Raw genomic sequence first — 22161 nt, 5'->3', positions numbered from 1 at the left:
ACGGCCGGCGTTGGCGCTAATTCAGGCGCCGACGCCGGCGTGCGGAGCGTCAGGCCGCGTTCTTGAGCTTGCCCAGAACCTCTGCAACCGTCGTGCCGAAGTCGCCGGGGGACGGGGCCACGGTCAGCCCGTAGGAGAGCATGATCTCGGCCTTCTCCGCCGCGCTGTCGCCCTGGGCGGAGATGATCGCGCCCGCGTGGCCCATCCGCCGGCCCTTGGGCGCCGTCAGGCCCGCTACAAAGCCGATCACGGGCTTCGACATGTTGTCCTTGATCCAGGCCGAGGCCTCGGCTTCCTGCGGGCCGCCGATCTCGCCGATCATCAGCACGGCGTCGGTCTCCGGATCCTGCTCGAACAGCGCGAGATGGTCGAGGAAGGACGAGCCGTTGATCGGGTCGCCGCCGATGCCCACCGAGGTCGAAATGCCGATGCCGAGCGCCTTCATCTGCGACGCCGCCTCGTAGCCGAGCGTCCCGGAGCGCGAGATCACGCCGACGTTGCCCTTGAGGTAGATGTGGCCCGGCATGATGCCGAGCATCGCCTTGCCCGGGGAGATGATGCCGGCGCAGTTCGGGCCGACCACCATGGTCCGCCGGTCCTTCGGATAGCGGCGGAGGTAGCGCTTCACGCGCATCATGTCCTGGGCCGGGATGCCGTCGGTGATCGAGCACACGAGCGCGAGCCCGGCGTCCGCGGCCTCCATGATCGCGTCCGCCGCGAACGGCGGGGCGACGAAGGTGATCGAGGTCGTCGCGCCGGTCGCCGCCACCGCGTCCTTCACGGTGTTGAAGACGGGGAGGCCGAGGTGCGTCTTGCCGCCCTTGCCGGGGGTCACGCCGCCGACGACGTTGGAGCCGTACTCCACCATCTCCTTGGTGTGGAAGGTGCCCTTGTCGCCCGTGATGCCTTGGACGATGATCGGGGTCTTCTCGTCGATGAGGATGCTCATGATCGGGTCTCCTCAGGCCGCGGTCTTGTAGGCGGCGACGGCCTTCTGGGCGGCCTCCGACAACGTGTCGGCGGCGATCAGGTCGAGGCCGCTCTCCTCGAGGATTTTCTTGCCGGCTTCCACGTTTGTGCCGGCGAGACGCACGATCAGCGGCACCTCGATCTTCACCTCCTTCGCCGCCTGGATCACCCCTTGCGCGACCCAGTCGCAGCGATTGATCCCGGCGAAGATGTTGACCAGGATCGCCTTGACGTTCTTATCCGAGAGCACGAGGCGGAACGCAGTGGCCACGCGCTCGGGGCTGGCGCCGCCGCCGACGTCGAGGAAGTTCGCAGGGCTGCCGCCGGCGTGCTTGATCATGTCCATCGTCGCCATGGCGAGGCCCGCGCCGTTGACGATGCAGCCGATCTCTCCGTCGAGCCCGATGTAGTTCAGGTTGTGCTCAGCCGCCTGCGCTTCGCGCGGATCGCCCTGCGAAGGGTCGTGCATGTCCGCGACGTTGTGACGACGGAACAGCGCGTTGTCGTCAAAGGACATCTTGGCGTCGAGCGCGAGCACGCGGTCGTCGCGGGTCACGACGAGCGGGTTGATCTCGAGCATCACGCCGTCGGTGTCGCGGAAGGCGCGGTACGCGCTCATGATGAGGCGGACGGCGGCCGCGACTTGGCGGATGTTGAGCCCGAGCCGGAACGCAAGCTCGCGCGCCTCGAACTGCTGCAGGCCGACCGCTGGCTCCACGACGATCTGAATCAGCGCCTCGGGGTCGTTCTGGGCGATCTCCTCGATCTCCATGCCCCCATGCGTCGAGGCGATGACGACGACGCGCTCGGCCTTACGGTCCAGCACGAAGCCAAGATAGAGTTCGCGTTCGAAGGGATCGGCGACCTCGACGTAGACGCGCTGCACCGGCTTGCCCTCGGGTCCGGTCTGCAAGGTCACAAGGCGCTTGCCAAGCATGGACTTCGCCGCGTCGCGCACCTCGTTGTAGGTGCGGCAGAGCTTGACGCCGCCGGCCTTGCCCCGGGCGCCGGCGTGGATCTGAGCTTTGACCGCCCAGAACGAGCCGCCGAGTTCGGTGGCAGCGTAGACCGCCTGGTCCGGGCTGAACGCCACCGCCCCCTTAGGGACGGCGACGCCGAAACTCGCGAGCAGTTCTTTAGCTTGGTACTCGTGAACGTCCATCACGACCCTCCCTTGCGTTTCAACGCACCGACGCGCGAGCTTTCGTGTGTGGTCAGCTCACCTTGTTCTTCACCACGTCGTACGTCTTCTTCGTGAGCGCCTCGGCTTCGCCGAGCAGCGTCTCGAGTTCGGCGAGCCGGGCGTCCGCGAACTCCCGGTCCTTGATCGACTTGGCGTTCACCCGGACGTTGAGGGCGGCGCTCAGCAGTCCGGCATAGGCCGACTGAACGGCGACGCCGGCGTCCGAGATCACGTTGAGGTTGCCCTTGTCGGCGGTGATCGCCGCGAGGTCGATCACCTCGCGGCAGAGCCGCACCGCATCGAGCGGCACGTCGGTCGCGACCTTGAGCGCAGCCTGGATCCTCTCGACGCGGGCCGCCTTTTCCTCGTCGGTCCCGCGCGGGAGCCCGTAAGCTCCCATCACCGCGTCGAAGGCCTTCACGTCGTCGTCGATCGCGTCCGTCAGCTTGGCGCGCAGCGCTTCCGAGCGGACGAGCACGTCCTTCAGCTCCGCCTCGACCTCGGCGTACTTCGGCTTGCCGACCGTGAGGTTGATCACCATCGACACCAGCGCCGCGCCGGTCGCGCCGTGGATCGCGGCCGCGCCGCCGCCACCGGGCGTCGGAGCCTCGCTCCCGAGCTCGTCCAGGAAAACGCCGAGGGTCTGGTCCTTGGCGGTCATGCCATTTCCTTCGCGAGGGCGTAGATCTCGTCCGCGTCGAAAGACTGGTCGGCCGCCTCGAACAGCTTGCCGATGAGCGTGCGGTGAAGCTTCAGCTTCAGGCCGCCGAGGCCGAGCGCGCCGAGCGCGAGCTTGCCGTGACGCTCCTTGGCCTTGTCCATGGCGTCGATGCCGCCGATGCCGAGCGGGGGCTGGGCGTTGTAGTCGACCACGATCTCGATCGAGGCTTCGGACTTCCAGACGTCCTCGGCCAGCAGCTCCAGGCCGATCGCGCCGGCGGAGAACACGAGGTTCGCGCCCGACACCGCCTTGGCGCGGTCGTCGCCGCTCTTCGCCTCGATCGCCTCGACCTTCACGCCGAAGCGCTTCTCGATGTTGTCGGCGGCCTTCTGCGCCTTGTCGAGCGCGCGCCCGACGATCGCGACCGTCGCGCCTTCCTTGCCGAGCATCGCGGCGGAGCGCATGCCGACCGGGCCGGTGCCGGCGAGGATGACGGCCCGTTTGCCCTTCACGTCGCCTCCAAGCGCCTTCACGGCCAGCGCCACGCCGGCCGCGGCCGTGGTGTTCGAGCCGTTCGAGTCCAGCATGGTCGACACGCGGAACGGACCGAAGAAGCGCTTCTGGACGGCGTCGTAGACGGCCTCGCCGGCCGCCATGTCGCCGCCGCCGACGAAGATCGCCGTCGACTGCTTCTCCTTGCCGCCGCGGGTGTAGATCGTGCCGTCCACGTAGGCGCCGACGTTCTCGGGCGTGACGTTGCCGTAGCCGGTGATGTGGTCGGCGCCGCCGTCGTAGCCCACGACGACGTCGAAGACGCTCGGGGTCGGGTCGGTGTCGAACTGAAACAGCAGTTTCTTGGTCATGGTCTTCCCTGATGCCGCGCGTCCGCGGACGTTTTCTGTCTGACGCCGCAGGCCGTCGGCCACGCGGGACGTCATGCCCGCCTTTGCGGGCATCCATAATTTTGGCCCCCGACGTCAGGCCGCACGAGCAAGTCGTGAAGGCCCGGCTGCGCCGGGCATGACGGTGGCGTTCGAGGCCGGAGCCTTACTCGACGACGTTCGACGGCTTGCCCGCGACGAAGTTCTCGACGTTGTCGATCAGCTGGTCGGCGAGGATCTGCATGGCCTGCTTCGACGCCCACGCGACGTGCGGGGTGACGATGAGGTTCGGCAGGTCGGCGTCGCACAGGATGTTGCCGTCCTTCGGGGGCTCCTGCGCCACCACGTCGAAGCCTGCGCCGCCGATCTCGCCGGACTTCAGCGCGTCGAGCAGGGCCGCCTCGTCCACCAGGCCGCCGCGCGCGGTGTTGATGACGATGGCGCTGTTCTTCATCTTCTTGAACTGCTCCGCCCCGAACATGTTCTTGGTGTCGGGCGTGAGCGGCACGTGAATCGTGATGATGTCCGACTGCGTCAGCACGGTCTCGAAGTCGACCAGGCCGTCCTGCGGGAAGACGTCGTAGGGCAGGATCTTCATGCCGAGCGCTTCCGCCCGCTTGCCGATCGACTTGCCGAGCGCGCCGTAGCCCACGATGCCGAGGGTGGAGCCGGCGACGTCGTAGATCGGATAGTCGAAGTAGCAGAACTGCTGCGACTTGTTCCAGTCGCCGCGCTTCACCGAGTTGGCGTAGGGCACGATCGCGCGGCGCAGCGCGAAGATCAGGCCGATCACGTGCTCGGGCACGGTGTTGAAGGCGTAGTTGCGGATGTTCGAGACGACGATGCCCTGCGCCTTGGCCTGGGCCTTGTCGATCACGTCGGTGCCGGTGGCGGCGACGGCGATCAGTTTGAGCTTCGGCAGTTGCTTCAGCACGTCGGCGCGCATCGGCACCTTGTTGATCAGCGCGATGTCGGCGTCCTTCAGGCGCTCGACGATCTCGTCGGGCGTCCAGGTGGACTGATGCTCCACGTACTCATGCGGAAAGCTCGGCGCACGGACTTTGGCGTCGAGGCTTTCGCGGTCCAGAAAAACGATCTTGTGCGTCATTGCGCTCCCCTTGCGCCGGTCCGCGCGGGAGCGCTCCCCCGTCGGGACTCGGGCGTTTTTGACCGTGGCAGAATGACGACCGGGCGCGCTCTGTCCAGCGCGCCCGATCGCTTCACGTCAGGTCAGGCCGCCTTGGGAGCCGCGGCCTGGGCCTCGATCGGATTGTCGCGCAGGTAGTCCTGCGCGGCGCCGACGCCGGAGCCGGCCTTGATCTTCACGCCATTGTCGAGCATCGACATTTCCGCGCCCGCGAGCGCGCCCAGCAGCATGAGCTCGTTCAGGTCGCCGATGTGGCCGATGCGGAAGACGCGGCCCGCGACCTTCGACAGGCCCGCGCCCAGCGCCAGGTTGTAGCGGTCATAGGCGTGGCGGATGATCTTCGCCGCGTCGATGCCCTCAGGAGCCAGGATCGCCGACACGGTGTCGGAGTGCCAGCGCGGCGACTTCGCGCAAAGCTTCAGGCCCCAGGCGTCCACGGCCTTGCGGGTGGCTTCGGCCAGCACGTGATGGCGGCGGAAGATCTGCTCCAGGCCCTCGTCCTCGATGCACTGCAGCGACTCGCGCAGGCCGTGCAGCAGCGGGGTCGCCGGCGTGTAGGGGAAGTAGCCCGAGGGGTTCGTGTTGATGTGGTCCTGGAAGTCGAAGTAGACCTTGTTGAGCTTCGAGTTCTTCCGGAGGTTCAGCGCCTGCTGGCTGACGCAGACAAAGCCGAGGCCGGCCGGCAGCATCAGGCCCTTCTGCGAGCCGGAGACGGCGCAGTCGACCTTCCACTCGTCGAAACGGAAGTCGATCGAGCCGAGGCCCGACACCGAGTCCACGAACAGCAGCGCCGGATGCTTGGCGGCGTCCATCGCCTTGCGGATCGCGCCGATGTTGGAGGTCACGCCCGTGGCGGTCTCGTTGTGGACGACCATGACGGCCTTGATCTCATGCGCGGTGTCCGCGACGAGGGCCTCCTCGATCTTCTCCTCGTGGGCGCCGGTGCCCCATTCCTCTTCCTGGATCTGGACGTCCAGGCCCAGGCGCTGGGCCATGTCGGTCCAAAGGTGCGAGAACTGGCCGAAGCGGGCCGTCAGCACCTTGTCGCCGGGGGCGAGCGTGTTGGTGAGCGCCGCTTCCCAGCCGCCGGTGCCGGAGGACGGGAAAATGAAGACCTGGCCGTCCTTCGTCTTGAAGACCTTTTTCAGGCCCTCATAGAGCGGCTTGGTCAGCTCAGGGAAGATCGGCGAGCGGTGGTCTTCCTGCGACACGACCATCGCGCGGAGCACCCGCTCCGGGACGTTCGTCGGGCCGGGGACGAACAGGAAGTTCTTGCCGGGGCGTCTCGCCATTGTTTCCTCCTAAGCGCATTGTTGGCGCGCAGAATAGAGATCAGAGAGAGAAAGAACTATGCGACAGCTGGTCACGTGGTCGTTTGGACGATGAATCCGCCGCATATTCTGGTGAATTCAGTTAGCCTAGTGTTATCGTTCAGGAAAACTTCTAGACTGACCGATTGGTCGTAATCAACGTTTACGGCGCACAAGCCGGAGGCGCTGAGCGCGCGCAAACGCCTCGGCGTCGCGCGGGCGCGAAACCGATGGCGCAAGATGCCCTTGAATCTCTCCAAGGCACGATGCGACTTTCGGCGCAGGCTCCCGGCGCGAACAGCCGAAAGCCATCCATATCCCGCGCTGGCATGCCAGGGAAGGCCGCTTCTCGGGCCTTTCCGGCAATTTCATCGCCTCAGTAAAGGTGTGATGTACGAAGGAAATCGACTGATCGACAACGTCGATCAGTGCCTCGTCCGAAGATGTGTTGCGGACGACGCCTATGGACGCGACGCGCGCGGCCCGGCCGGCCGCGCGCCACTTAGCTCGGAGCCCGTTGGGGTTGGATTAGATGCGCCCGGCGCGGCGGGCGGCGACTTTCGCAAGCGCGGCCCAGTCGAGGTCGCCCTCGCCATGCGCGACGGCGTCGATCAGGTTGTCCCGCAGCACGGCGGCGAAAGGCATCGGCGTCCGCGCCGCCTCGGCCGCTTCCAGTGCGAGCCTGACGTCCTTCAGCCCAAGCGACAGCTTGAAACCTGCCGGCTCGAACGTCTCTGAGGCGATCGCCGCGCCGTAGCCCTGATAGGCGGGCGCCGCGAACACGGTCGAGGTCGCCATCGCGAGGAAATCGGCGCCCGCGACACCATGGCCCTCGGCGAGCGAGGCGGCTTCGCCCATGGTCTCTATGGCGCTGGCCAGCATGAAGTTCACCGCGAGCTTCACCGCGTTCGCCTGCTCGGGCCGGTCGCCGAAGCGCCAGGTCTTGCGGCCCATGACGTCGAACAGCGGCTGCGCGCGGTTGATCGCGTCGGCGCGGCCGCCGGCGAGGATGTTGAGCTCGCCGGCCTCCGCGACGTTCACCCGGCCGAGCACCGGCGCCGCCACGTAAGCGACGCCGCGGCTCTCTGCCTGTGCGGCGAGCGACGCGCCGACGGCGACCGCGACCGTCGCCATGTTCACGAGCAGAGCGCCGGGCGCGAGCGCCTCAAGCGCGCCGCCGTCGAGCAGGACGGCGCTCGTCGCGGCGTCGTCCGCGAGCATGGCGATCAGCACGTCCGTGCCGCGAGCCGCCTCGGCCGGGCTCGCAGCAGGTTCCGCGCCGAACTCCGCAAGCCGGGCCGCCGGGCCCTCGGACCGGTTCCACACCCGCAGGGCCACGCCCGCCTTCGCCAGATTGGCAGCCATCGGCGCGCCCATGGTGCCGAGCCCGAGAAACGCCGCCTGCATGACGACCTCCTTATGATGGAAAGCGGACGCGGACGCGCACGAGAACGAGAACGAGGTGGGAGCTACTGGCTGGCCCACACGATGCGGGCGATCCACGCGACTTCGGATGTTGGAAGGGTGCGGTCGGGATGCGCCGGGTTGATCGACCTCAACTCGACCTGCTTGGCGGTCGAGCGGGCGAGCTCCTTGGCGAGGACCTCGCCGCCGGTGGTGCGTACGATCACGCGATCGCCCCGCCGCACCGCGGCTCCGGGCGAGACCAGCACGACGTCGCCGTCGCGATAGACGGGCGACATCGAGTCGCCGGAAATCTCGAGCGCGTAGACGTTCTCCCGATCGGCGCCGGGCAGATCGATCTCGTCCCAGCCCTGGCCGACGGGAAAGCCGGCGTCGTCGAAATAACCGCCTTCGCCGGCTTGGGCCAAGCCGATCAGCGGCACATGCCGGCGCGGCGTTGGCGCGCCGTCGGTCAGCAGGCCCATGAAGCTGTCGAGGTTGGTCGCGGTGGCGTCGAGCGCCTTCGCGATGGACTCGGTGGAGGGCCACCGCGGTCGCCCGTCGGCGGCGATGCGCTTCGAGCGATTGAAGGTGGTGGGATCGAGGCCTGATCGCCGCGCAAGCCCAGACGCCGACAGCCCGTTTTTAGCCGCCAATGCGTCTATCGCCGCCCAGATCTGGCCGTGGCCCAGCATGACATCGGACTCCACCGTGTCGAAACGGCGTCCCGGACGTCGTTTCAATAGGAATTAGTACCTTTCGAGCCGCATGTCCAGCGGCAATCGGGGCCCGCCCGGCCTTGCGAGCGCGTCATCGCGGCTTTAATCCACCACGAGGCGTCGCCGTGCCTCAACGCCGCACGCCGAGGTGCGTTCCGCGCCCACGCCGTCCAAGGGTCGATCGATCATGACGCCTGAGTTGATCTACAAGATCGCGCCCGCCGCGCTGTGGCGCGAGGCGCAGGCGGCCGGCCGTTTCGACGGCGCGCCCGTCGACCTGACGGACGGCTACATACATTTCTCGACCGCCGCGCAGGCGAGGGAGACCGCCGCGAAACACTTCGCCGGTCAGGACGATCTTCTGCTGATCGCGGTCGACCCCGGCGCGCTCGGACAGGCCCTCCGCTGGGAGCCGTCCCGCGGCGGCGCGCTGTTCCCCCACCTCTACGCGCCGCTCGGGCTGGATGCGGTGCGCTGGGTCCGCCCGCTGCCGCTGAGCGCCGACGGCCGCCACGCCTTTCCTGAGCCCTCGTTTGGGGAGAACCCGACGTGATCGGGCCGCTCTGGCCGCTCGCACGGGTCGCGCTGCACGCGCTCGACGCCGAGACCGCCCACACGGCGACGCTCGCCGCGCTGGAGCGGATGCCCGCCCGGCGCCCGCCGCCCAGCGATCCCCGGCTGGCGGTGCAGGCGTTCGGCCTCAGCTTTCCGAATCCGATCGGGCTTGCGGCCGGCCTCGACAAGGACGCCAAGGTCCCGGACGCAATGCTGGCGCTGGGTTTCGGCTTCGTTGAGATCGGCTCGGTCACGCCGAAGCCCCAAGTCGGCAACCCGAAGCCTCGCCTGTTCCGGCTCAGCGAGGACCGCGCGATCGTCAACCGCATGGGCTTCAACAACGACGGCTCGGCGGCGGCGCTCGGCCGGCTGACGCGGCGGGCCGGGCGGCCGGGGGTGGTCGGCGTGAACGTCGGCGCCAACAAGGACTCCGCCGATCGCACCGCGGACTACGTCGCGGGCGTCGAGACCTTCGCCGAGGTCGCCTCGTTCTTCGTGGTCAACGTGTCCTCGCCCAACACGCCGGGCCTGCGCGATTTGCAGGCGAAGGTGGCTCTCGACGATCTGGTGGCGCGCGTTCTCGACGCCCGCGACCGGGCGGCGGCCCGTACCGGCCGGCGTCGGCCCGTGCTGCTGAAGATCGCGCCTGACCTCGACCTCTACGGCCTCGACGACGTGGCGCAGGTCGCGCTGGACCGTGGACTTGACGGGCTCGTGGTTTCGAACACCACGCTCGCGCGCCCCGCCACGCTACGCTCCGCGGCGGCCGGGGAAACCGGCGGCCTGTCCGGAGCGCCGCTGTTCCGCCGCGCCACCTGGGCGCTCGCCGAGACATACCTGCGCACCGGGGGACGCATCCCGCTGGTCGGAGTGGGCGGGGTGGCGTCGGGCGCGGACGCGCTTGCGAAGATCCGGGCGGGCGCGACGCTGGTCGAGCTCTACAGCGCCCTGATCTATGAAGGCCCCGGTCTCGTCCGCCGCACGCTGTCGACTCTGACCGAGGCGGTCGGGGCGGCGGGCGCCGGTTCACTCGCGCCGCTCGTCGGCGTCGACGCGCGCGCCGTCGCGGCGGCCGGACCGGGCTGACGGTTCGTTCCAGCCCGTCGCCCGGTCCGCTTCCGCCGGCTCAGGGGCGGCCGGAGCCGATCTTGAGCAGGCGCAGGACGAGCCAGATCGGGATCACCACCATCGCGCCGATGATGAGGTAGCGCAGCAGCGTCCGCAGCAGGTCGGCGCTGTTCGCGATCAGGTCGCGGACCACGTCGATCGCGTAGTCCAGCAGGCGGAACACGTCGAGGTCGAGCTGGTCCAGCACCAGGCCCACGATCACGCACAGCAGCAGCAGACGCAGGATGACGCCGATTGGCGAGCCGCCGAAGAAGCGCGAGGCGCCGGAGGACCCATAGGACATCGTTCGTTCCCTCTCACGCCGCCTGGGCGAGTTCGCCGTCGAGCGCGCGCCGGATCAGCGCCCGGGTCTCGTCGACGCCGTAAAGTGCGATGAAGGAGCCGAACCGCGGACCCTTCTCCTGGCCGATCAGCGTCTTGTAGAGCGCCGAGAACCACTCCTGGCTGACGCCGGGGCGTTCCGGCGTCGCGCCCTTGGCGTTGAAGTCCTGATAGCGCGGGACGGCGCGCGCCACGTCGTAGAGCGCCGCCTGCACGTCTTCCGAGGGCGCATCGGCGGGGAGGGCGCCGAGGGCCGCGTCGAGGCTTTCCAGCGCCTGCCGCTCCACCTCGTCCGGCGCGGCGAAGCGCTTGGTCGGCTTCACGTGGTCCTCGTAGTACCGCAGCGCGTAGCCCACCAGCTCGTCGAGCTTTGGATGGGTTTCCGCCGTCACGCCGGGCGCGTAACGTCCGATGTAGCCCCACAGCACGGCGCGGTTCTCGGCGTTGGAGGCCGACACCAGGTTGAGCAGCAGCGCGAAGGACACGGGCATGTCCGCGGCGGGCGGCTGGCCCGAGTGGATGTGCCAGACCGGATTGCCGAGCTGCTGCTTGGGCTCCTGACGGCCGAAGCCGCCAAGGAACTGGAAGTACTCGTCGACCGCGCGCGGGATGACGTCAAAGTGCAGCCGCTTCGCCTCGCGCGGCTTGTGGTACATGTAGAGCGCAAGGCTCTCCGGGCTGGCGTAGGTCAGCCACTCGTCGATCGTCAGGCCGTTGCCCTTGGACTTCGAGATCTTCTGGCCGTTCTCGTCGAGGAACAACTCGTAGACGTAATGCTGGGGAGCGACGCCGCCGAGGATCTCGCAGATCCGGTCGTAAATCGGCGCGTTGGTCTGATGGTCCTTACCGAACATTTCGAAATCGGCGTCGAGCGCCGCCCAGCGCGCGCCGAAATCGGGCTTCCACTGCAGCTTCACATGGCCGCCGGTGACCGGCACGGTCTTGTCCACGCCGTCCTCGTCGGTGAACGTGATCGTTCCCGCCTTCGCGTCCACCTTCTTCAGCGGCACATAGAGGATGCGGCCGCTCGCGGGAGAGATCGGCAGGAAGGGCGAGTAGGTCGCCCGCCGCTCCTCGCCGAGCGTCGGCAGCATCACGCCCATGATGGCGTCGTACTTTTCGGCCGCGCGCAGGAGCACGGCGTCGAGCTTGCCCGAAGCGTAGTACTCGGTCGCCGAGGCGAACTCGTAGTCGAAGCCGAAGGTGTCGAGGAAGCGCCGCAGCATGGCGTTGTTGTGCGCGCCGAAGCTCGGGTAGTCGCCGCCGAACGGGTTCGGCACGGAGGTCAGCGGCATCTGGAGATAGGGCTGCAGGGCGGCCGGGTCCGGCACGTTGTCCGGCACCTTCCGCATGCCGTCCATGTCGTCCGAGAAGCACAGCAGCCGCGTCGGGATCTTGTCTTCCGTGAGCGTGCGGAAGGCGTTCCGCACCATGGTGGTGCGCGCCACCTCGCCGAAGGTGCCGATGTGCGGCAGGCCGGAGGGGCCGTAGCCGGTCTCGAACAGAACCGGTTCGTCCTTCGGATGCTTCTTCAGCCGCTCGACGAGCTTCTTCGCCTCCTCGAACGGCCAGGCGTTCGAGGTGCGGGCGAGAGCGGCGAGGGCGGATGCGTCGAGGACGGTCATGATGCCTGCAGGCGTTAGGGGTAAAAGAGGGCGGAAACTAGAAACCGGCCGCCTGCGCGTCAATCGACGCAGCCCTCACCACAGGCTGATGGGGAAATGCCGGAGGTAGATCTCGGCGTAAGCTCCGCTCTCATCGAGCCGCTGCAGAGCGTAGTCGATCGCCTGCCGCAGCTTGTCGTCGGTTGGGCGCACCAGAACGCCGACGCCTTCTCCGAAATACCGGCTTTCCGCGAAGGGGCCTCCGACGAACCGGCAGCAACCGCCGGAGACGGTGCCGTTCAGCCAGAACGCCAGCGCCACGCCGTCTCCGAAGCCGGCGTCCGCTCGGCCGTCCTTCACCGCAGCGAGAGCCTCGTCGGCGTTCCGGAACGGCGTCGCGGCCGCCTGGGGGAAAAAGGTCTTGAGGAAGGCCTCGTGCGCCGACCCTTCCACCACGGCGATCGCGCGCCCGGCGAGCGCCTCCGGCGTCGCGCCTGGGATCGCCTTATCGTTGCGCGCCACGAAGCGCGCCGGCGTCTGGTGAAACCGTTCCGACACGCCGAAGCGCGCGCGGATCTCCGGCGTCGGCCGCAGCATGGCGACGATGGCGTCGGCCTGCCGTTTGTCGATCGTGTCGAGCAGCGCGTCCCAGCGCCAGGCCTGGAGCGTGCACGCGACCTGGAGCTCGGCGCAGACGGCGCGCGCGAGATCGACCGCGAAGCCCGCGGGCTGGCCGTCGCCGTCGGCGTAGTGGAACGGCGGGTAGTCGTCGCCCGTCGCCCATTTCAGAACCCGGCCCGCGGGCAGATCGGGCTTCTCGATGCGCGTCCTCGGATCGGAAAAGCGCGGAATGGCGACGTTCGGCGCCGCCGACGGCGCAGGAGTCTGGGCCGCGGCGGGCGTCCATGCGCCGGCGACGAACAGGGCTAGGGCGATTGCGCGCACGAGTGCGCCTTGAAGTTGCATAGGACTCGACTCCTCGCTTCAGGCGATCCTACACTTTTCGCCTGCAGAGCGCGTAAACGCCGGGGGGCTGGGCATCGTGCGGGGAGCGGAAGAGTCTCGTGCCGAGAGCGGGACGCGTTCGCGCGCCAGCCTCGAGCCCCCGCACTTCGGTCCGCTGCGCCGTTCCAATGCCTTGGAGGCGGCCCGCGTCGTCCGCCCGCTTCCGCCGGAGTTCGTCGCGCTCGCGGCCGGCGGCGTCGCTCCCGGCGCTCTTCTCGCAGCGCTGGCGGAGGCCGACCATGCGGGATGCGAGCCCTTCGACGCGCTGCTGGCGTCCGGGCCCCTTCCGGAGCGGGATCTGGTCGGGCGGCTCGCGCGCGGTCTCGGCGTCGCGCTTTACGACCCTGATTTGGCGCCGCCGGCGCCGATCGACGCCGAGACCTTCGCCACGGCGATGCGGACGGGAACGCTCGCGCTCAGCGATGCGGATGCGCGACAGGTCATCGTGGTGGCCGCGCGCGGCGTCTCGGTCGCGAGCCTTGCGCGTCTTTCGGCCCTGCGGGCGCCCGAGGGCGGCCGCCTCGCCCTGCTGGGACCAGCGGATTTCGTCGATCTCGCGGTCTCCTGCGCGGGGCCCGCGCTGGCGGAGGCGGCCTCGATGGGCCCCACGCTCGTTTCGCCTGAGCTCACGGTGGCGCGCGGCATGCCGAAGATCGACGCGCGCGCCCGGACCCTGCTTTTCGTCGTCGCGGCCTGCCTCGCCGGAGCGGCCTTCGTCAGCCCCCTGGTGTTCGCCGCCTGCGCGTCCGCTATCGGCGGATTGTTCTTCGTCATGAACGCGTTCCGGTTGGCGATCGCCCTGAACCCGGCGCGGCCGGAACGGCCCCTCCTGCTGCGATCCGAGCAAAGCCTGCCAGTCTACACCGTGCTCGTAGCGCTCGCCCGCGAGGCGGCGATTGTGCCGGATCTGCTCGACGCGCTGGAGCGGCTCGACTACCCGGCGGCAAAGCTCGACATCAAACTCCTGGTTGAAGCGGACGACGGGGAGACGCTTGGCGCGCTCAAGGCGCGTCCGCCGCGGGCGGGGATCGAGGTGCTCAAGCTTCCGCCCGGCGGGCCGCGCACCAAGCCGCGCGCGCTGAACGCCGGCCTGATGGCGGCGCGAGGGAGATTCCTGACCGTGTTCGACGCGGAGGATCGCCCCGAGCCGGACCAGCTGCGCCGCGCGCTCGACGCCTTCGGCACGAGCCCCGAGACGGTCGCCTGCGTCCAGGCGCGCCTCGCCATCGACAACCATGGGGACGGGTGGCTCGCCCGGCAGTTCCGCATCGAGTACGCGGCGCTGTTCGACGTCGTCGTTCCGGCGCTCGCGGCGCTTGATCTCCCGATCCCGCTCGGGGGCACCTCCAACCACTTCCGGACCGCGGCCCTGCGCACCGTCGGCGGGTGGGACGCGGGAAACGTCACCGAAGACGCCGATCTCGGCCTCCGGCTCGCCCGCGGCGGCTGGTCGACGCGCGCGGTCGATTCCGTGACCTGGGAGGAGGCGCCGGCCACGCCCGGGCTCTGGATCCGCCAGCGCACGCGCTGGATGAAAGGCTACATGGTGACCGCGGTCGTACATGGCCGGCGGTCGGGAGACCTCGCGCGCCGGCTTGGGATCCGCAGGTTCGTCGCCGCCCATCTGGTGGTCGGCGGGGTGGCGGCCACGGCGTTGGCCTATCCCGCCGTGGTCGCAGGCATTTTGGTCGCCCTCTGCACAGGGGCGCTGCTCGCGCCGTCCGCCTCGCTGGCGGAACAGACGCTCGCGACCTTTCACGTCACGAACCTCCTCGCGGGCTACGCCGTGGGGCTCGCCTGCGGCTGGATCGGCGTGGACCGCCGGGGACCCTCGTCGCTCGCCGTCGATCTGCTGACGATGCCCGTCTACTGGCTTTTCGTGGGCGCCGCGGCGTGGCGCGCGCTTGGTCAGATCGTGTTCGACAGCGCCACGCATTGGGAGAAGACGGCGCACGGCCTGTCCTCCCGTCGCGCGTCCGGAGCTCAGAGGTAGCGCTTGAGCTCGGCGGCGACCTCCTCAGGGGCGCGCTTGAGGTTGAGCGGCTGCACGAACGCGCCGTTGCGGTCCATCAGATAGACGATCGCGGTGTGGTCCATCGTGTAGTCCCCGCCCGCGAGAGGCGCCTTCTTGGCGTAGGCCTTGAACGCCTTCACCGTAGCGTCGACCTGCTCCTGCGAGCCGGTCAGGCCGATGATCCGCGGCGAGAAGCTCGCCAGATAGGCCTTCATGTCCGCGGGGGTGTCGCGCGCGGGGTCGACGGTGACGAAGGCCGCGCGGATCTTGTCCTTGTCGGCGCCGAGCGCCTCGAAGGCCTGCGTGATGTCGGACAGCGCCGTCGGGCACACGTCGGGGCAGTGGGTGAAGCCGAAGAACACGACGTAGGGCTGGCCTTTGAAGGTTGCCTGCGTCACCGGCGCGCCGTCCTGGTCGACCAGCGCGAAGGGGCCGCCGACGCTGGAGCTCTGCGTCGCGACGGCGCCGCCGCCCGAGGTGAGGTGGACCAGCGCGACGCCGAGGCCGGCTGCGCCGAGGGCGAAGACCACCGCGCCCGCAAAAAACGCCGTACGGGGGGACATGCGCGAAACTCCGTTCAGAAACAGGTCATGACGGCGGCGAAAGCGCTCGCGAGGAACACCGAGCCGCCCTCCTCCGCCCATAGCGCGACTCCGGCCGCGACCATCGCCGCGAGGCCGAGCGCAGTCGCGGCCACGGCCGCGCTGGGCCGGGTTCGGCGTCGGTCACGAGTCAGGCCCGGTTCGGCCATGGGCGCCTTCGCTTCCGGCGACGTCCGATACGCCGCACGCGGATCGTTTACTCCCTGCGCTAAACGGCGTCGACGGCCGGGCCGACCCACCACGATCACGAGCGCGCGTCTCGCGCAGGAACCCCGGGGAAACCGTCTTGTCCCCCGCGCGCCTCCAGCTTATGGTCCGCCCAAGGCGGGCGTAGTTCAATGGTAGAACGGCAGCTTCCCAAGCTGCATACGAGGGTTCGATTCCCTTCGCCCGCTCCAAAAATTCCATATATTCCGCAATCTTATAGCGATTCCGGGCGCTCGGCTGCAGTCCCTCAAAATCGCTCCGTACAACATCGATACAACAATTTGGCGCGGCGAAGGGCCGAATCCTCATCGGCCAAGGTGTCTGTCCCTCTTCCGCCGACGGCCTGCCAAACGTGACGCCGACGTCCGCGACGTGCGCATCCCGAACCCGTAAATCCTGATCACTCCCTAGGCGTTTGAGGATTCGCAGGTTCATCGCCGCGACGCCTCCAACGAGGCCGTCAGCCAGTCCTCCATGCTCGTTCCCAGCCGGTAGAAGCGGTTGAGCGTCAGCGCCCAGCCGGCCTCGGGCGCATGGCGGCGGATGAGGCTCGACCGCATGAACCGGCCGTCGGCGATCAGCGGATGTCCGCTGACATACCCGACCAGGCAAGCGCCACCGAGCGACCGGTCTATGGCCCAGCGCTCCAGCAGCGGCTGACCGGCCAGCGCCTCCTGGCTCGCAGCGTGAAGCCGGTGCGCCATGGCCTCGCGCAGCTCGGCTTCCTCGAGGCTCACGGTCGCTCTCCGAGCCGAGCCGAACCCGGCCGAACGCCGCTTCGCGCCAGCGCCGCGTCGATCGCGCGCTGGTCGACGACACGCTGCGTCAAAAGCGTTTGCGCAAGCGCCCGGATCGCAGGTTCGCAGTCCCTGACCAGGCGGCGCGCATCTCCCATCAGCCGCTGCAATTCGCTTTCGACGAGGCGCGCGAGATCCGGGTCGAGCGCGAGCATCTCGTCGGCGGTCTCGAGCACGCCGCGCGATGACAGTTTCGCGCCAAGCCCCAGAACGCGATGGATGCCCGCCACCATGCGGGTCGCCTCTCGCAGGTCGCCCATCGCGCCGGCCTCGGCGCCGCCGCAAAAAAGTTCGTCCGCGGCGCGGCCCGCAAGACCAGCCGTGACGTGGCGCTCGAGCTCGTCTCGGGTGAGAGGACCTGCGCCGAAGTCGAAGCTGGCGCGCCCGAGCGAGCGGCCGGCCGCGACAATGGAGACCAGCGGCACGCCTATGCCGAGCGCGCGTCCGGCGACCGCATGCGCGCATTCGTGCAGCGCCAGCGTCGTTTCGCTCTCTGACGACAGTTTCGCGGGCGGAAGCACGATCGCGGAAAGGTCTGCGAGCGTCAGCGCACGTCTCCTGGCGCGCGCGAGCTCGCGCGCCGCCGACACCCAGGCCTCGACGACGGCGCCGGTCGCCTGGCGGGCGAGCGCGGCGCGCGCGATCGTCGAGAGGTTGGACTCCTTCAGGTCGGCGCCGAGATAGGCGCGGAAGATGGCTGCGATCTCCTTGTCTGTCTGGGGGCGCACGATCTCGATGTGGCGATCGAAGCGGCCAGCGCGCCGCAAGGCGGCGTCGAGGTCGTCGGGGCGGTTCGTCGCCGCCACCAGCAGCACGCCGCCACGCCGCCGCGTCCGGTCGATCAGGGTCAGGACCTCCGTGACGATCGGGGTCCAATAGTCGCGATTGTGGCTGTCGACGCGGGCGCGGTCCGGCAGACCGTCGATCTCGTCGATGAAGGCGATGCACGGCGCCGAAGACGCCGCCTGTTCGAAAAACGCGCGCGCCTTCTCGAGCACCGGCGTCAGTCCCGTCGGCGAGCCCGCAAACCAGTGGCTGACGGTGGTGGTCACGAAGGGCGTCCCGGCGGTCCTTGCGAGCGCGCGAACGAGCTGGGTCTTTCCGACGCCGGGCGCGCCCCAAAGCAGCACCGACGGCAAAAGCCGGCCCGGCAGCCGGCCGTCGCGGACGCGCACAAGGTCGGCTGCGATCCGGCGGATTTCTGCGAGCGCCGCGCCGTAACCGACCAGCGTGTCGAGGCCCTCGCCGCCGTCGTCGATCGTGGTCCGCCGCGCCGACGAACTGCGCGCGAGGCGTTCGACCGCGGCTTTCGCCGTCGAACCTGGCCGCAGCGCCAGGCAAAGGTCATGAAAATCGAGGCCGGCGATGTCGGCGGCCGACACCAACTCGCGCGTCTTGTAGCAGCGCTCGATTGCCCGTGTGACGACGGTCGGGGTGATCTTGGCGGTGACGACTGCGTCGGCGGCCGCGAACACGCTCGGGTGGAAGAAATCGCGCTCCGGCGTGAAGGCTAGCAGCGGCTCGTCGACAATGGAGACTTCGATCCCGGCGCTGGCCCGGCGTGGGGCGCTCGCCCGCGTCGTGTGCACGTGAGGCAACATCTCGCGCGCGACCGTGGCCATCGGCTCGGTCCACGCGGCGCTCGGCGTCTCGACGATCACGAGGATCGCTTCGCGACGGTTGATTCGCTTGCGCAGCGCGGGCGACACTGCCCGTTGGAGCATGGCGCCCGCCAGCGCGCCAACGGGATCGAACGGAGGCGCCTCGCGGGGCTTGCCCGGCGATTTGGCGACTACCGCCGACCTGCTCCGCTTCGTGCGCGACGACCGGAGCGCTTTGGGTTGGCCGAGCGCGGTTCTCACCATCTCTGGCAATTCGTCGTCGGGCGTGGGCGAGGCGTCTTTTGTCATGACCTGAGCCGCCCCCGTTCCCGCAGAAGCATCTGCAGCGTCATCACAGCGGCGCGGTTTCCGGCGCAGGCGTGCCACCAGAGGCTCGCCATGACGAGATCTCTGATCTGCGCGGTCTGACGGGTCGAAAACGCGAAAGCGATCGCGACGCCGATCGCAGCCGCCGGATCGCCCTGAACCGCCGCGCGCCATTGGGGAACGCGCAACACATGAATCGGCGACAGACCTGCGATCACCGCAGCATGCAATGTCGAGCCGGGCTTGGTGAGAGGACCGCGCCAAGCGCTGAGCGCCGTGGGCCGCGAGCGACGCAGGCGCCGGACGCGCCGGTCCGGAAAGATCAGGACGACGGCGCGCGGCCTCATCGCCCCGGCTCCCAGGAATCGCGACCGAACCATTCGCGGCGGATTTGCCTGAGACGCCGCTCCTCCTTTAGGCGGCGTCGGTGCTCCGTCCGCCCCTGACGACCCGGCCGGACCTGAATGCGGCGAGGCGCGCCGTCGCCATCGACCGCATGAGCCTGAAGGGCGACCTTGTCGACCAGCTCCGCCGTGTGACTGAGGGCGATGCGCGCGACGAGCGCATCGAGCGACGGGCGGTTCTTGGCGTTGAAGCACAGGCCGGGGGCCGTGACGTAGACGACTTCGCCACGCGGAAACTGCCCCTTCAGAACGACCAGGCCTTCGAACGCCCGATCGTGCTGGTAGATCGCGCGGTCGACGAAGCCGTCGCTGCTTGCGTCCGACACGCCGCCTTTTGCGCTGATGAAGCGCTTGAGCGCCTCGAGCAACGCGCGGCTCTCGATCGCCAGGCGATGGCTGGAATGCGGATGGAGATCGCAGGCCGTATCGCTCGGCTGGCGCATAGACGGTGCCCGACATTCAGTCGAAGGCCCTGCGCCCGAAGATCCGCCCTGTCGTGCGGCTATGTCTGTTGAGAGTTCGGCTTATTCACGCCGAACCGATGTAGTCTACAATAAGCGACATTACGTGGGCTCGTCAAGAAGACCGTATCGCAGCTCGAGTCGCCGGCCGGATAAGCGTACCAGCAGGATTCAGAGGACAAGTATCCTTCATGAATTAGGGACAAGTTCAGGATTTGCGGGATGCAAAACGACTTATGATCCGCATCAGCTTGACTTGACGGCTGTCGCGCTCGGAAGCGGCGCCCATCAGAGTCTTGTCACTGCACAGGAGGTGCGTCGGGCGCGGGAGCGACGTCCGATCGCTCGGGCAGAAACATCTCGATCGGATCGACGTCGAGCGCCTTGGCGAGCTTCGCGACATTGTCGACGCCAATGTTGCGGGACCGACTTTCGACCTCGGCGAGATAGGTGCGGTTGAGCCCCGCTTCCAACGCAAGCCTGTCCTGGCTCCAGCCGAGACGTCGTCTCAGCCGCCGGATGTTGTAAGCGAGCCTGGCCCGCAAGGCTTTGGTATGGCGGTTCTCCACCGCCATACTGGAAGGTGTCCGCCGACCTGCCGCATCCGGTTATGAGTGACACCGGTGGATAACTCGACGGCGGCCGTCGACTTGCGCGCCGCGAGCGTTCGACCGCGGTGGGCTTCGACCTCGTCAGGGGCCGCCAGTCGGCCTGCAGCGGCGCTCGCTCAGCGCTTCTCGCGAGCGCCCAGAAGCGAAGACAGTCGTCCAAGACGCGCGTCGCTTGCCAGTCGCTGGAACTGCGGGGTCTCGACGGCCGCCTGAGCGCGTTTGAGCGCGCCCGGCTCCCGCAATCGCTCCGCAAGCTTACGCCAGCGGTTGAGCCCGGACGCCGGCGCCGGGCCGATTACGTCGCTTAGGCACGACGGAATGCCGAAGGCGATGTGGAGCCGGGCTGCCAACCCAAATTTGTCGACCTGCAAGGCCGCCATGATGTCGGCGCGTGAAATGCCGCGGCCCTCCAGACCGCGCGCGAACTCCGCCTGCTCGATGAACGTCAGGTTTCGGCGCGCCACATTCTCCTGGCCTTCGATCCGGGCCGCTTCGGCGTCGCTAAGGTCGCGCACGATCGCCTGAACGGGCCGACCAAGCGCACGCGCCGCCTCAAGGCGGCGCAAGCCGCAGACCAGTTCGAAGCGCCCAACCGAGTTTGGATGAGGACGGACGACGATCGGCGCAATCTGCCCATCCTCGCGAATGGCGGCGACGAAGACGTCGTCATCGGCAAACCGCCGGCGATGGGCCGGCGCATCGACCACGTCCGGGTCGATCGGCAAGACCGCTTGGGCGGCGCTCTCCTGAAGGCTCACCTCGCGGCCCCCTTTCCAAGATCGGTTGCGGGCCGGGCGGGCGCCGAGGTCTCGCGACCGGCCCTCCAGGCTTGCGGGACCTCGTTCAGCATGATCGCGAGCGCGACGGCGGTGCGAAACGGACCCGTGGTCGGACGCAGCAGGTCGAGGAACGTCACGTTGCGCTCCGCCAGGAGCCGATCCGCAAGAGTGTGGTAGTCCATGGAGGACAGGATCGCCGCCATCGCGCACGCCTCGCCGGACGACGCGACATGGAAGGCCGACGACACCCGCTCCCAACCGCGGTCGTCCATCCGCCTTCCGAAGGCTGCGGACATCTCGCCCCAACTCGCCATGGCCCCGATGTCGAGACCGATCATCCGCCGCACCAGCTTCGCGGCGGGCGAGGCGCGAAACAGCTCGAACCCGTTTTCCTTCGTTTTGGCCATGCCATCTCCGACGACCCGGATGAAACAGCGCCGTCGCGCACATCATGGGACGTGACGTAACCGGCGGAGGCATTCTAGATCCAATCGCATGAAACCTCCTAACAGGGACAGTTGAAACGACCTGTCTCTATTTGAGATCGCTAAATCTATAAATCGAGAGATCTTTGAGGGACCCGGTTCGCCCGATGAGGAATTATCCGTCCCTGCTGTCCCTGATCGGATCGAGGATGAAAACTCGCGATGGTTAATGAACCTGAAGCGGCGGCCTTGGGGTCGACGCGACCACGCTTTGGTCGAGGGACATGCGGCCGGCATCGCGCGATCGCGCGACGCGCCTAGCCGTCCTGCTGGCGCCGCGCGCGACGATGACCAGTCGGTCGTCCGCCAGCGGACGCTGTAGCGCTTTCGCTTCGTCCCACGGCGCCGTCATCCTGACCTCGATCTCGTCAGCCTCGGTCAGAATGACGGGCATGGCCTTCGGATGGATCGGCGCGACGACGGCGTTGGGTTCGGTCGTCAGAAACCCATAAAGGTCGACGCCGTCCTCCCAGCCGGTCTTGATCTTGCGGCCCCCCGACCATCCGGCCATCCAGACGCCCGCAAAGACCGCCAGCGGTCGCTCCTCGCTCAGCGCGAACCAGATCGGCGAAAATCGTCCGTCCGGCCCGCGCTGGTATTCCGAAAACGACGTGAACGGGACCACGCAGCGGTTCGCCGCTCCAAGCCACGGCTTCCAGTGAGCGCTGGCGAGGTTGCGGATGTTCGTCGTCCCGCCGTCCGGCTCCATCTTCAGCAGCTCGGCGAAATCGACCGCCTTGCCCTTCTTTTCCAGCGCGCCCGCGCGTTTCCTAGCGGCCTCGAACAGGGCCTTCTTCGACGACGGCATGCCCCAACGGGCCAAGGCAAGCTCGCGGCGTTCCGGGCCGTTCCTGACGAGCGGCGCGGGGTAGTCGGGAAAGATCCCGTGCATCGGCGGCAGATTGCCAGTGTGGTCGACCATCGCGTGCGTCAGCTCGCGGATCGCGGCCTGGCCTTTGGTGAGCGAATAGAGGTTGCACATTCTG

23 protein-coding genes and 1 tRNA gene are annotated in these 22161 nt (G+C 68.4%); 4 read left to right on the top strand and 20 right to left on the bottom strand.

What is annotated here, in order from left to right; genetic code table 11:
- Positions 1 to 49: 49 nt before the first annotated feature.
- The 8 genes from sucD to METY_RS00395 form a co-directional block, all read right to left on the bottom strand.
- On the bottom strand, positions 50 to 949 hold the full coding sequence (sucD, locus tag METY_RS00430; RefSeq protein ID WP_103119432.1) for a succinate--CoA ligase subunit alpha: 900 nt from the start codon (positions 947 to 949) through the stop codon (positions 50 to 52).
- Between the two features lie 12 nt (positions 950 to 961).
- Complete coding sequence (locus METY_RS00425) at positions 962 to 2131, bottom strand: malate--CoA ligase subunit beta (protein WP_103119431.1); 1170 nt, start codon at positions 2129 to 2131, stop codon at positions 962 to 964.
- A gap of 52 nt (positions 2132 to 2183) precedes the next feature.
- The gene (fchA, locus tag METY_RS00420; protein WP_103119430.1) at positions 2184 to 2813 is read right to left on the bottom strand and encodes a methenyltetrahydrofolate cyclohydrolase; all 630 of its coding nucleotides are present in this window, start codon (positions 2811 to 2813) and stop codon (positions 2184 to 2186) included.
- A complete protein-coding gene (locus METY_RS00415) occupies positions 2810 to 3676 on the bottom strand; it encodes an NADP-dependent methylenetetrahydromethanopterin/methylenetetrahydrofolate dehydrogenase (protein WP_103119742.1) in 867 nt (288 codons plus the stop codon). Before METY_RS00415 ends, fchA begins: the two co-directional genes overlap by 4 nt.
- A 184-nt stretch (positions 3677 to 3860) precedes the next feature.
- On the bottom strand, positions 3861 to 4802 hold the full coding sequence (locus METY_RS00410; protein WP_103119429.1) for a D-2-hydroxyacid dehydrogenase: 942 nt from the start codon (positions 4800 to 4802) through the stop codon (positions 3861 to 3863).
- Positions 4803 to 4924: 122 nt separating this feature from the next.
- The gene (locus METY_RS00405; RefSeq protein WP_103119428.1) at positions 4925 to 6133 is read right to left on the bottom strand and encodes an aminotransferase class V-fold PLP-dependent enzyme; all 1209 of its coding nucleotides are present in this window, start codon (positions 6131 to 6133) and stop codon (positions 4925 to 4927) included.
- 546 nt (positions 6134 to 6679) lie between these two features.
- Positions 6680 to 7558: an NAD(P)-dependent oxidoreductase gene (locus METY_RS00400; RefSeq protein WP_103119427.1), complete on the bottom strand. Its 879-nt coding sequence runs from the start codon at positions 7556 to 7558 to the stop codon at positions 6680 to 6682.
- 62 nt (positions 7559 to 7620) lie between these two features.
- Positions 7621 to 8250 (bottom strand): S24 family peptidase, encoded by a 630-nt coding sequence (locus tag METY_RS00395; protein WP_103119426.1) that lies wholly within the window; start codon positions 8248 to 8250, stop codon positions 7621 to 7623.
- A gap of 211 nt (positions 8251 to 8461) precedes the next feature.
- On the opposite strand from METY_RS00395, the gene METY_RS00390 reads away from it, so the two are divergent.
- Both METY_RS00390 and METY_RS00385 read left to right on the top strand, forming a co-directional pair.
- A complete protein-coding gene (locus METY_RS00390) occupies positions 8462 to 8827 on the top strand; it encodes a DUF952 domain-containing protein (protein ID WP_103119425.1) in 366 nt (121 codons plus the stop codon).
- A complete protein-coding gene (locus tag METY_RS00385) occupies positions 8824 to 9915 on the top strand; it encodes a quinone-dependent dihydroorotate dehydrogenase (protein ID WP_103119424.1) in 1092 nt (363 codons plus the stop codon). The genes METY_RS00390 and METY_RS00385 overlap by 4 nt, the downstream gene beginning before the upstream one ends.
- Positions 9916 to 9955: 40 nt before the next feature.
- Here the strand turns inward: METY_RS00385 and METY_RS00380 are convergent, their stop codons facing one another.
- The 3 genes from METY_RS00380 to METY_RS00370 all read right to left on the bottom strand — a co-directional run bounded on the left by METY_RS00380 (position 9956) and on the right by METY_RS00370 (position 12827).
- On the bottom strand, positions 9956 to 10240 hold the full coding sequence (locus METY_RS00380; RefSeq protein ID WP_103119423.1) for a DUF6460 domain-containing protein: 285 nt from the start codon (positions 10238 to 10240) through the stop codon (positions 9956 to 9958).
- A 13-nt stretch (positions 10241 to 10253) separates the two neighbouring features.
- Positions 10254 to 11903, bottom strand: a complete 1650-nt coding sequence (locus METY_RS00375) for a lysine--tRNA ligase (RefSeq protein WP_103119422.1) — start codon at positions 11901 to 11903, stop codon at positions 10254 to 10256.
- 75 nt (positions 11904 to 11978) lie between these two features.
- A complete protein-coding gene (locus tag METY_RS00370; protein WP_244593462.1) occupies positions 11979 to 12827 on the bottom strand; it encodes a transporter substrate-binding domain-containing protein in 849 nt (282 codons plus the stop codon).
- 193 nt (positions 12828 to 13020) lie between these two features.
- Here METY_RS00370 and METY_RS00365 point away from each other — a divergent pair, with 193 nt between their 5' ends.
- Complete coding sequence (locus METY_RS00365) at positions 13021 to 14880, top strand: glycosyltransferase (protein ID WP_244593461.1); 1860 nt, start codon at positions 13021 to 13023, stop codon at positions 14878 to 14880.
- Here METY_RS00365 and METY_RS00360 read toward each other — a convergent pair.
- On the bottom strand, positions 14871 to 15464 hold the full coding sequence (locus tag METY_RS00360) for an SCO family protein (RefSeq protein ID WP_103119419.1): 594 nt from the start codon (positions 15462 to 15464) through the stop codon (positions 14871 to 14873). The genes METY_RS00365 and METY_RS00360 overlap by 10 nt on opposite strands.
- A 363-nt stretch (positions 15465 to 15827) precedes the next feature.
- On the opposite strand from METY_RS00360, the gene METY_RS00355 reads away from it, so the two are divergent.
- A tRNA-Gly gene (locus tag METY_RS00355) sits at positions 15828 to 15901 on the top strand.
- Positions 15902 to 16141: 240 nt separating this feature from the next.
- On the opposite strand, the gene METY_RS00350 is transcribed toward METY_RS00355, so the two are convergent.
- The 8 genes from METY_RS00350 to METY_RS00320 form a co-directional block, all read right to left on the bottom strand.
- Positions 16142 to 16447, bottom strand: coding sequence for a DUF6634 family protein (locus tag METY_RS00350; RefSeq protein ID WP_103119418.1), 306 nt, complete (start codon positions 16445 to 16447; stop codon positions 16142 to 16144).
- Positions 16444 to 18231 carry an AAA family ATPase gene (locus METY_RS00345; protein WP_160147277.1) on the bottom strand — a complete coding sequence of 596 codons (1788 nt, stop codon included), beginning with the start codon at positions 18229 to 18231 and terminating at the stop codon, positions 16444 to 16446. The genes METY_RS00350 and METY_RS00345 overlap by 4 nt, the downstream gene beginning before the upstream one ends.
- A gap of 182 nt (positions 18232 to 18413) precedes the next feature.
- Complete coding sequence (locus tag METY_RS20980) at positions 18414 to 18782, bottom strand: hypothetical protein (protein ID WP_103119416.1); 369 nt, start codon at positions 18780 to 18782, stop codon at positions 18414 to 18416.
- Positions 18779 to 19282 (bottom strand): hypothetical protein, encoded by a 504-nt coding sequence (locus tag METY_RS00335; protein WP_103119415.1) that lies wholly within the window; start codon positions 19280 to 19282, stop codon positions 18779 to 18781. Before METY_RS00335 ends, METY_RS20980 begins: the two co-directional genes overlap by 4 nt.
- A gap of 317 nt (positions 19283 to 19599) precedes the next feature.
- A complete protein-coding gene (locus tag METY_RS00330) occupies positions 19600 to 19875 on the bottom strand; it encodes a helix-turn-helix domain-containing protein (RefSeq protein WP_103119414.1) in 276 nt (91 codons plus the stop codon).
- A 152-nt stretch (positions 19876 to 20027) separates the two neighbouring features.
- Positions 20028 to 20669 (bottom strand): plasmid partitioning protein RepB, encoded by a 642-nt coding sequence (gene repB / locus METY_RS20975; protein WP_160147276.1) that lies wholly within the window; start codon positions 20667 to 20669, stop codon positions 20028 to 20030.
- Positions 20666 to 21097 (bottom strand): hypothetical protein, encoded by a 432-nt coding sequence (locus tag METY_RS20970; protein WP_160147275.1) that lies wholly within the window; start codon positions 21095 to 21097, stop codon positions 20666 to 20668. Before METY_RS20970 ends, repB begins: the two co-directional genes overlap by 4 nt.
- A 244-nt stretch (positions 21098 to 21341) precedes the next feature.
- Complete coding sequence (locus tag METY_RS00320) at positions 21342 to 22157, bottom strand: SOS response-associated peptidase (RefSeq protein WP_103119412.1); 816 nt, start codon at positions 22155 to 22157, stop codon at positions 21342 to 21344.
- Positions 22158 to 22161 lie beyond the last annotated feature (4 nt).

This window comes from Methylopila sp. Yamaguchi (assembly GCF_002897035.1).
Taxonomy (GTDB): domain Bacteria; phylum Pseudomonadota; class Alphaproteobacteria; order Rhizobiales; family Methylopilaceae; genus Methylopila.
Note: the sequence above shows the minus strand (reverse complement) of the source record. Positions and strands in the feature narration are given on the sequence as shown.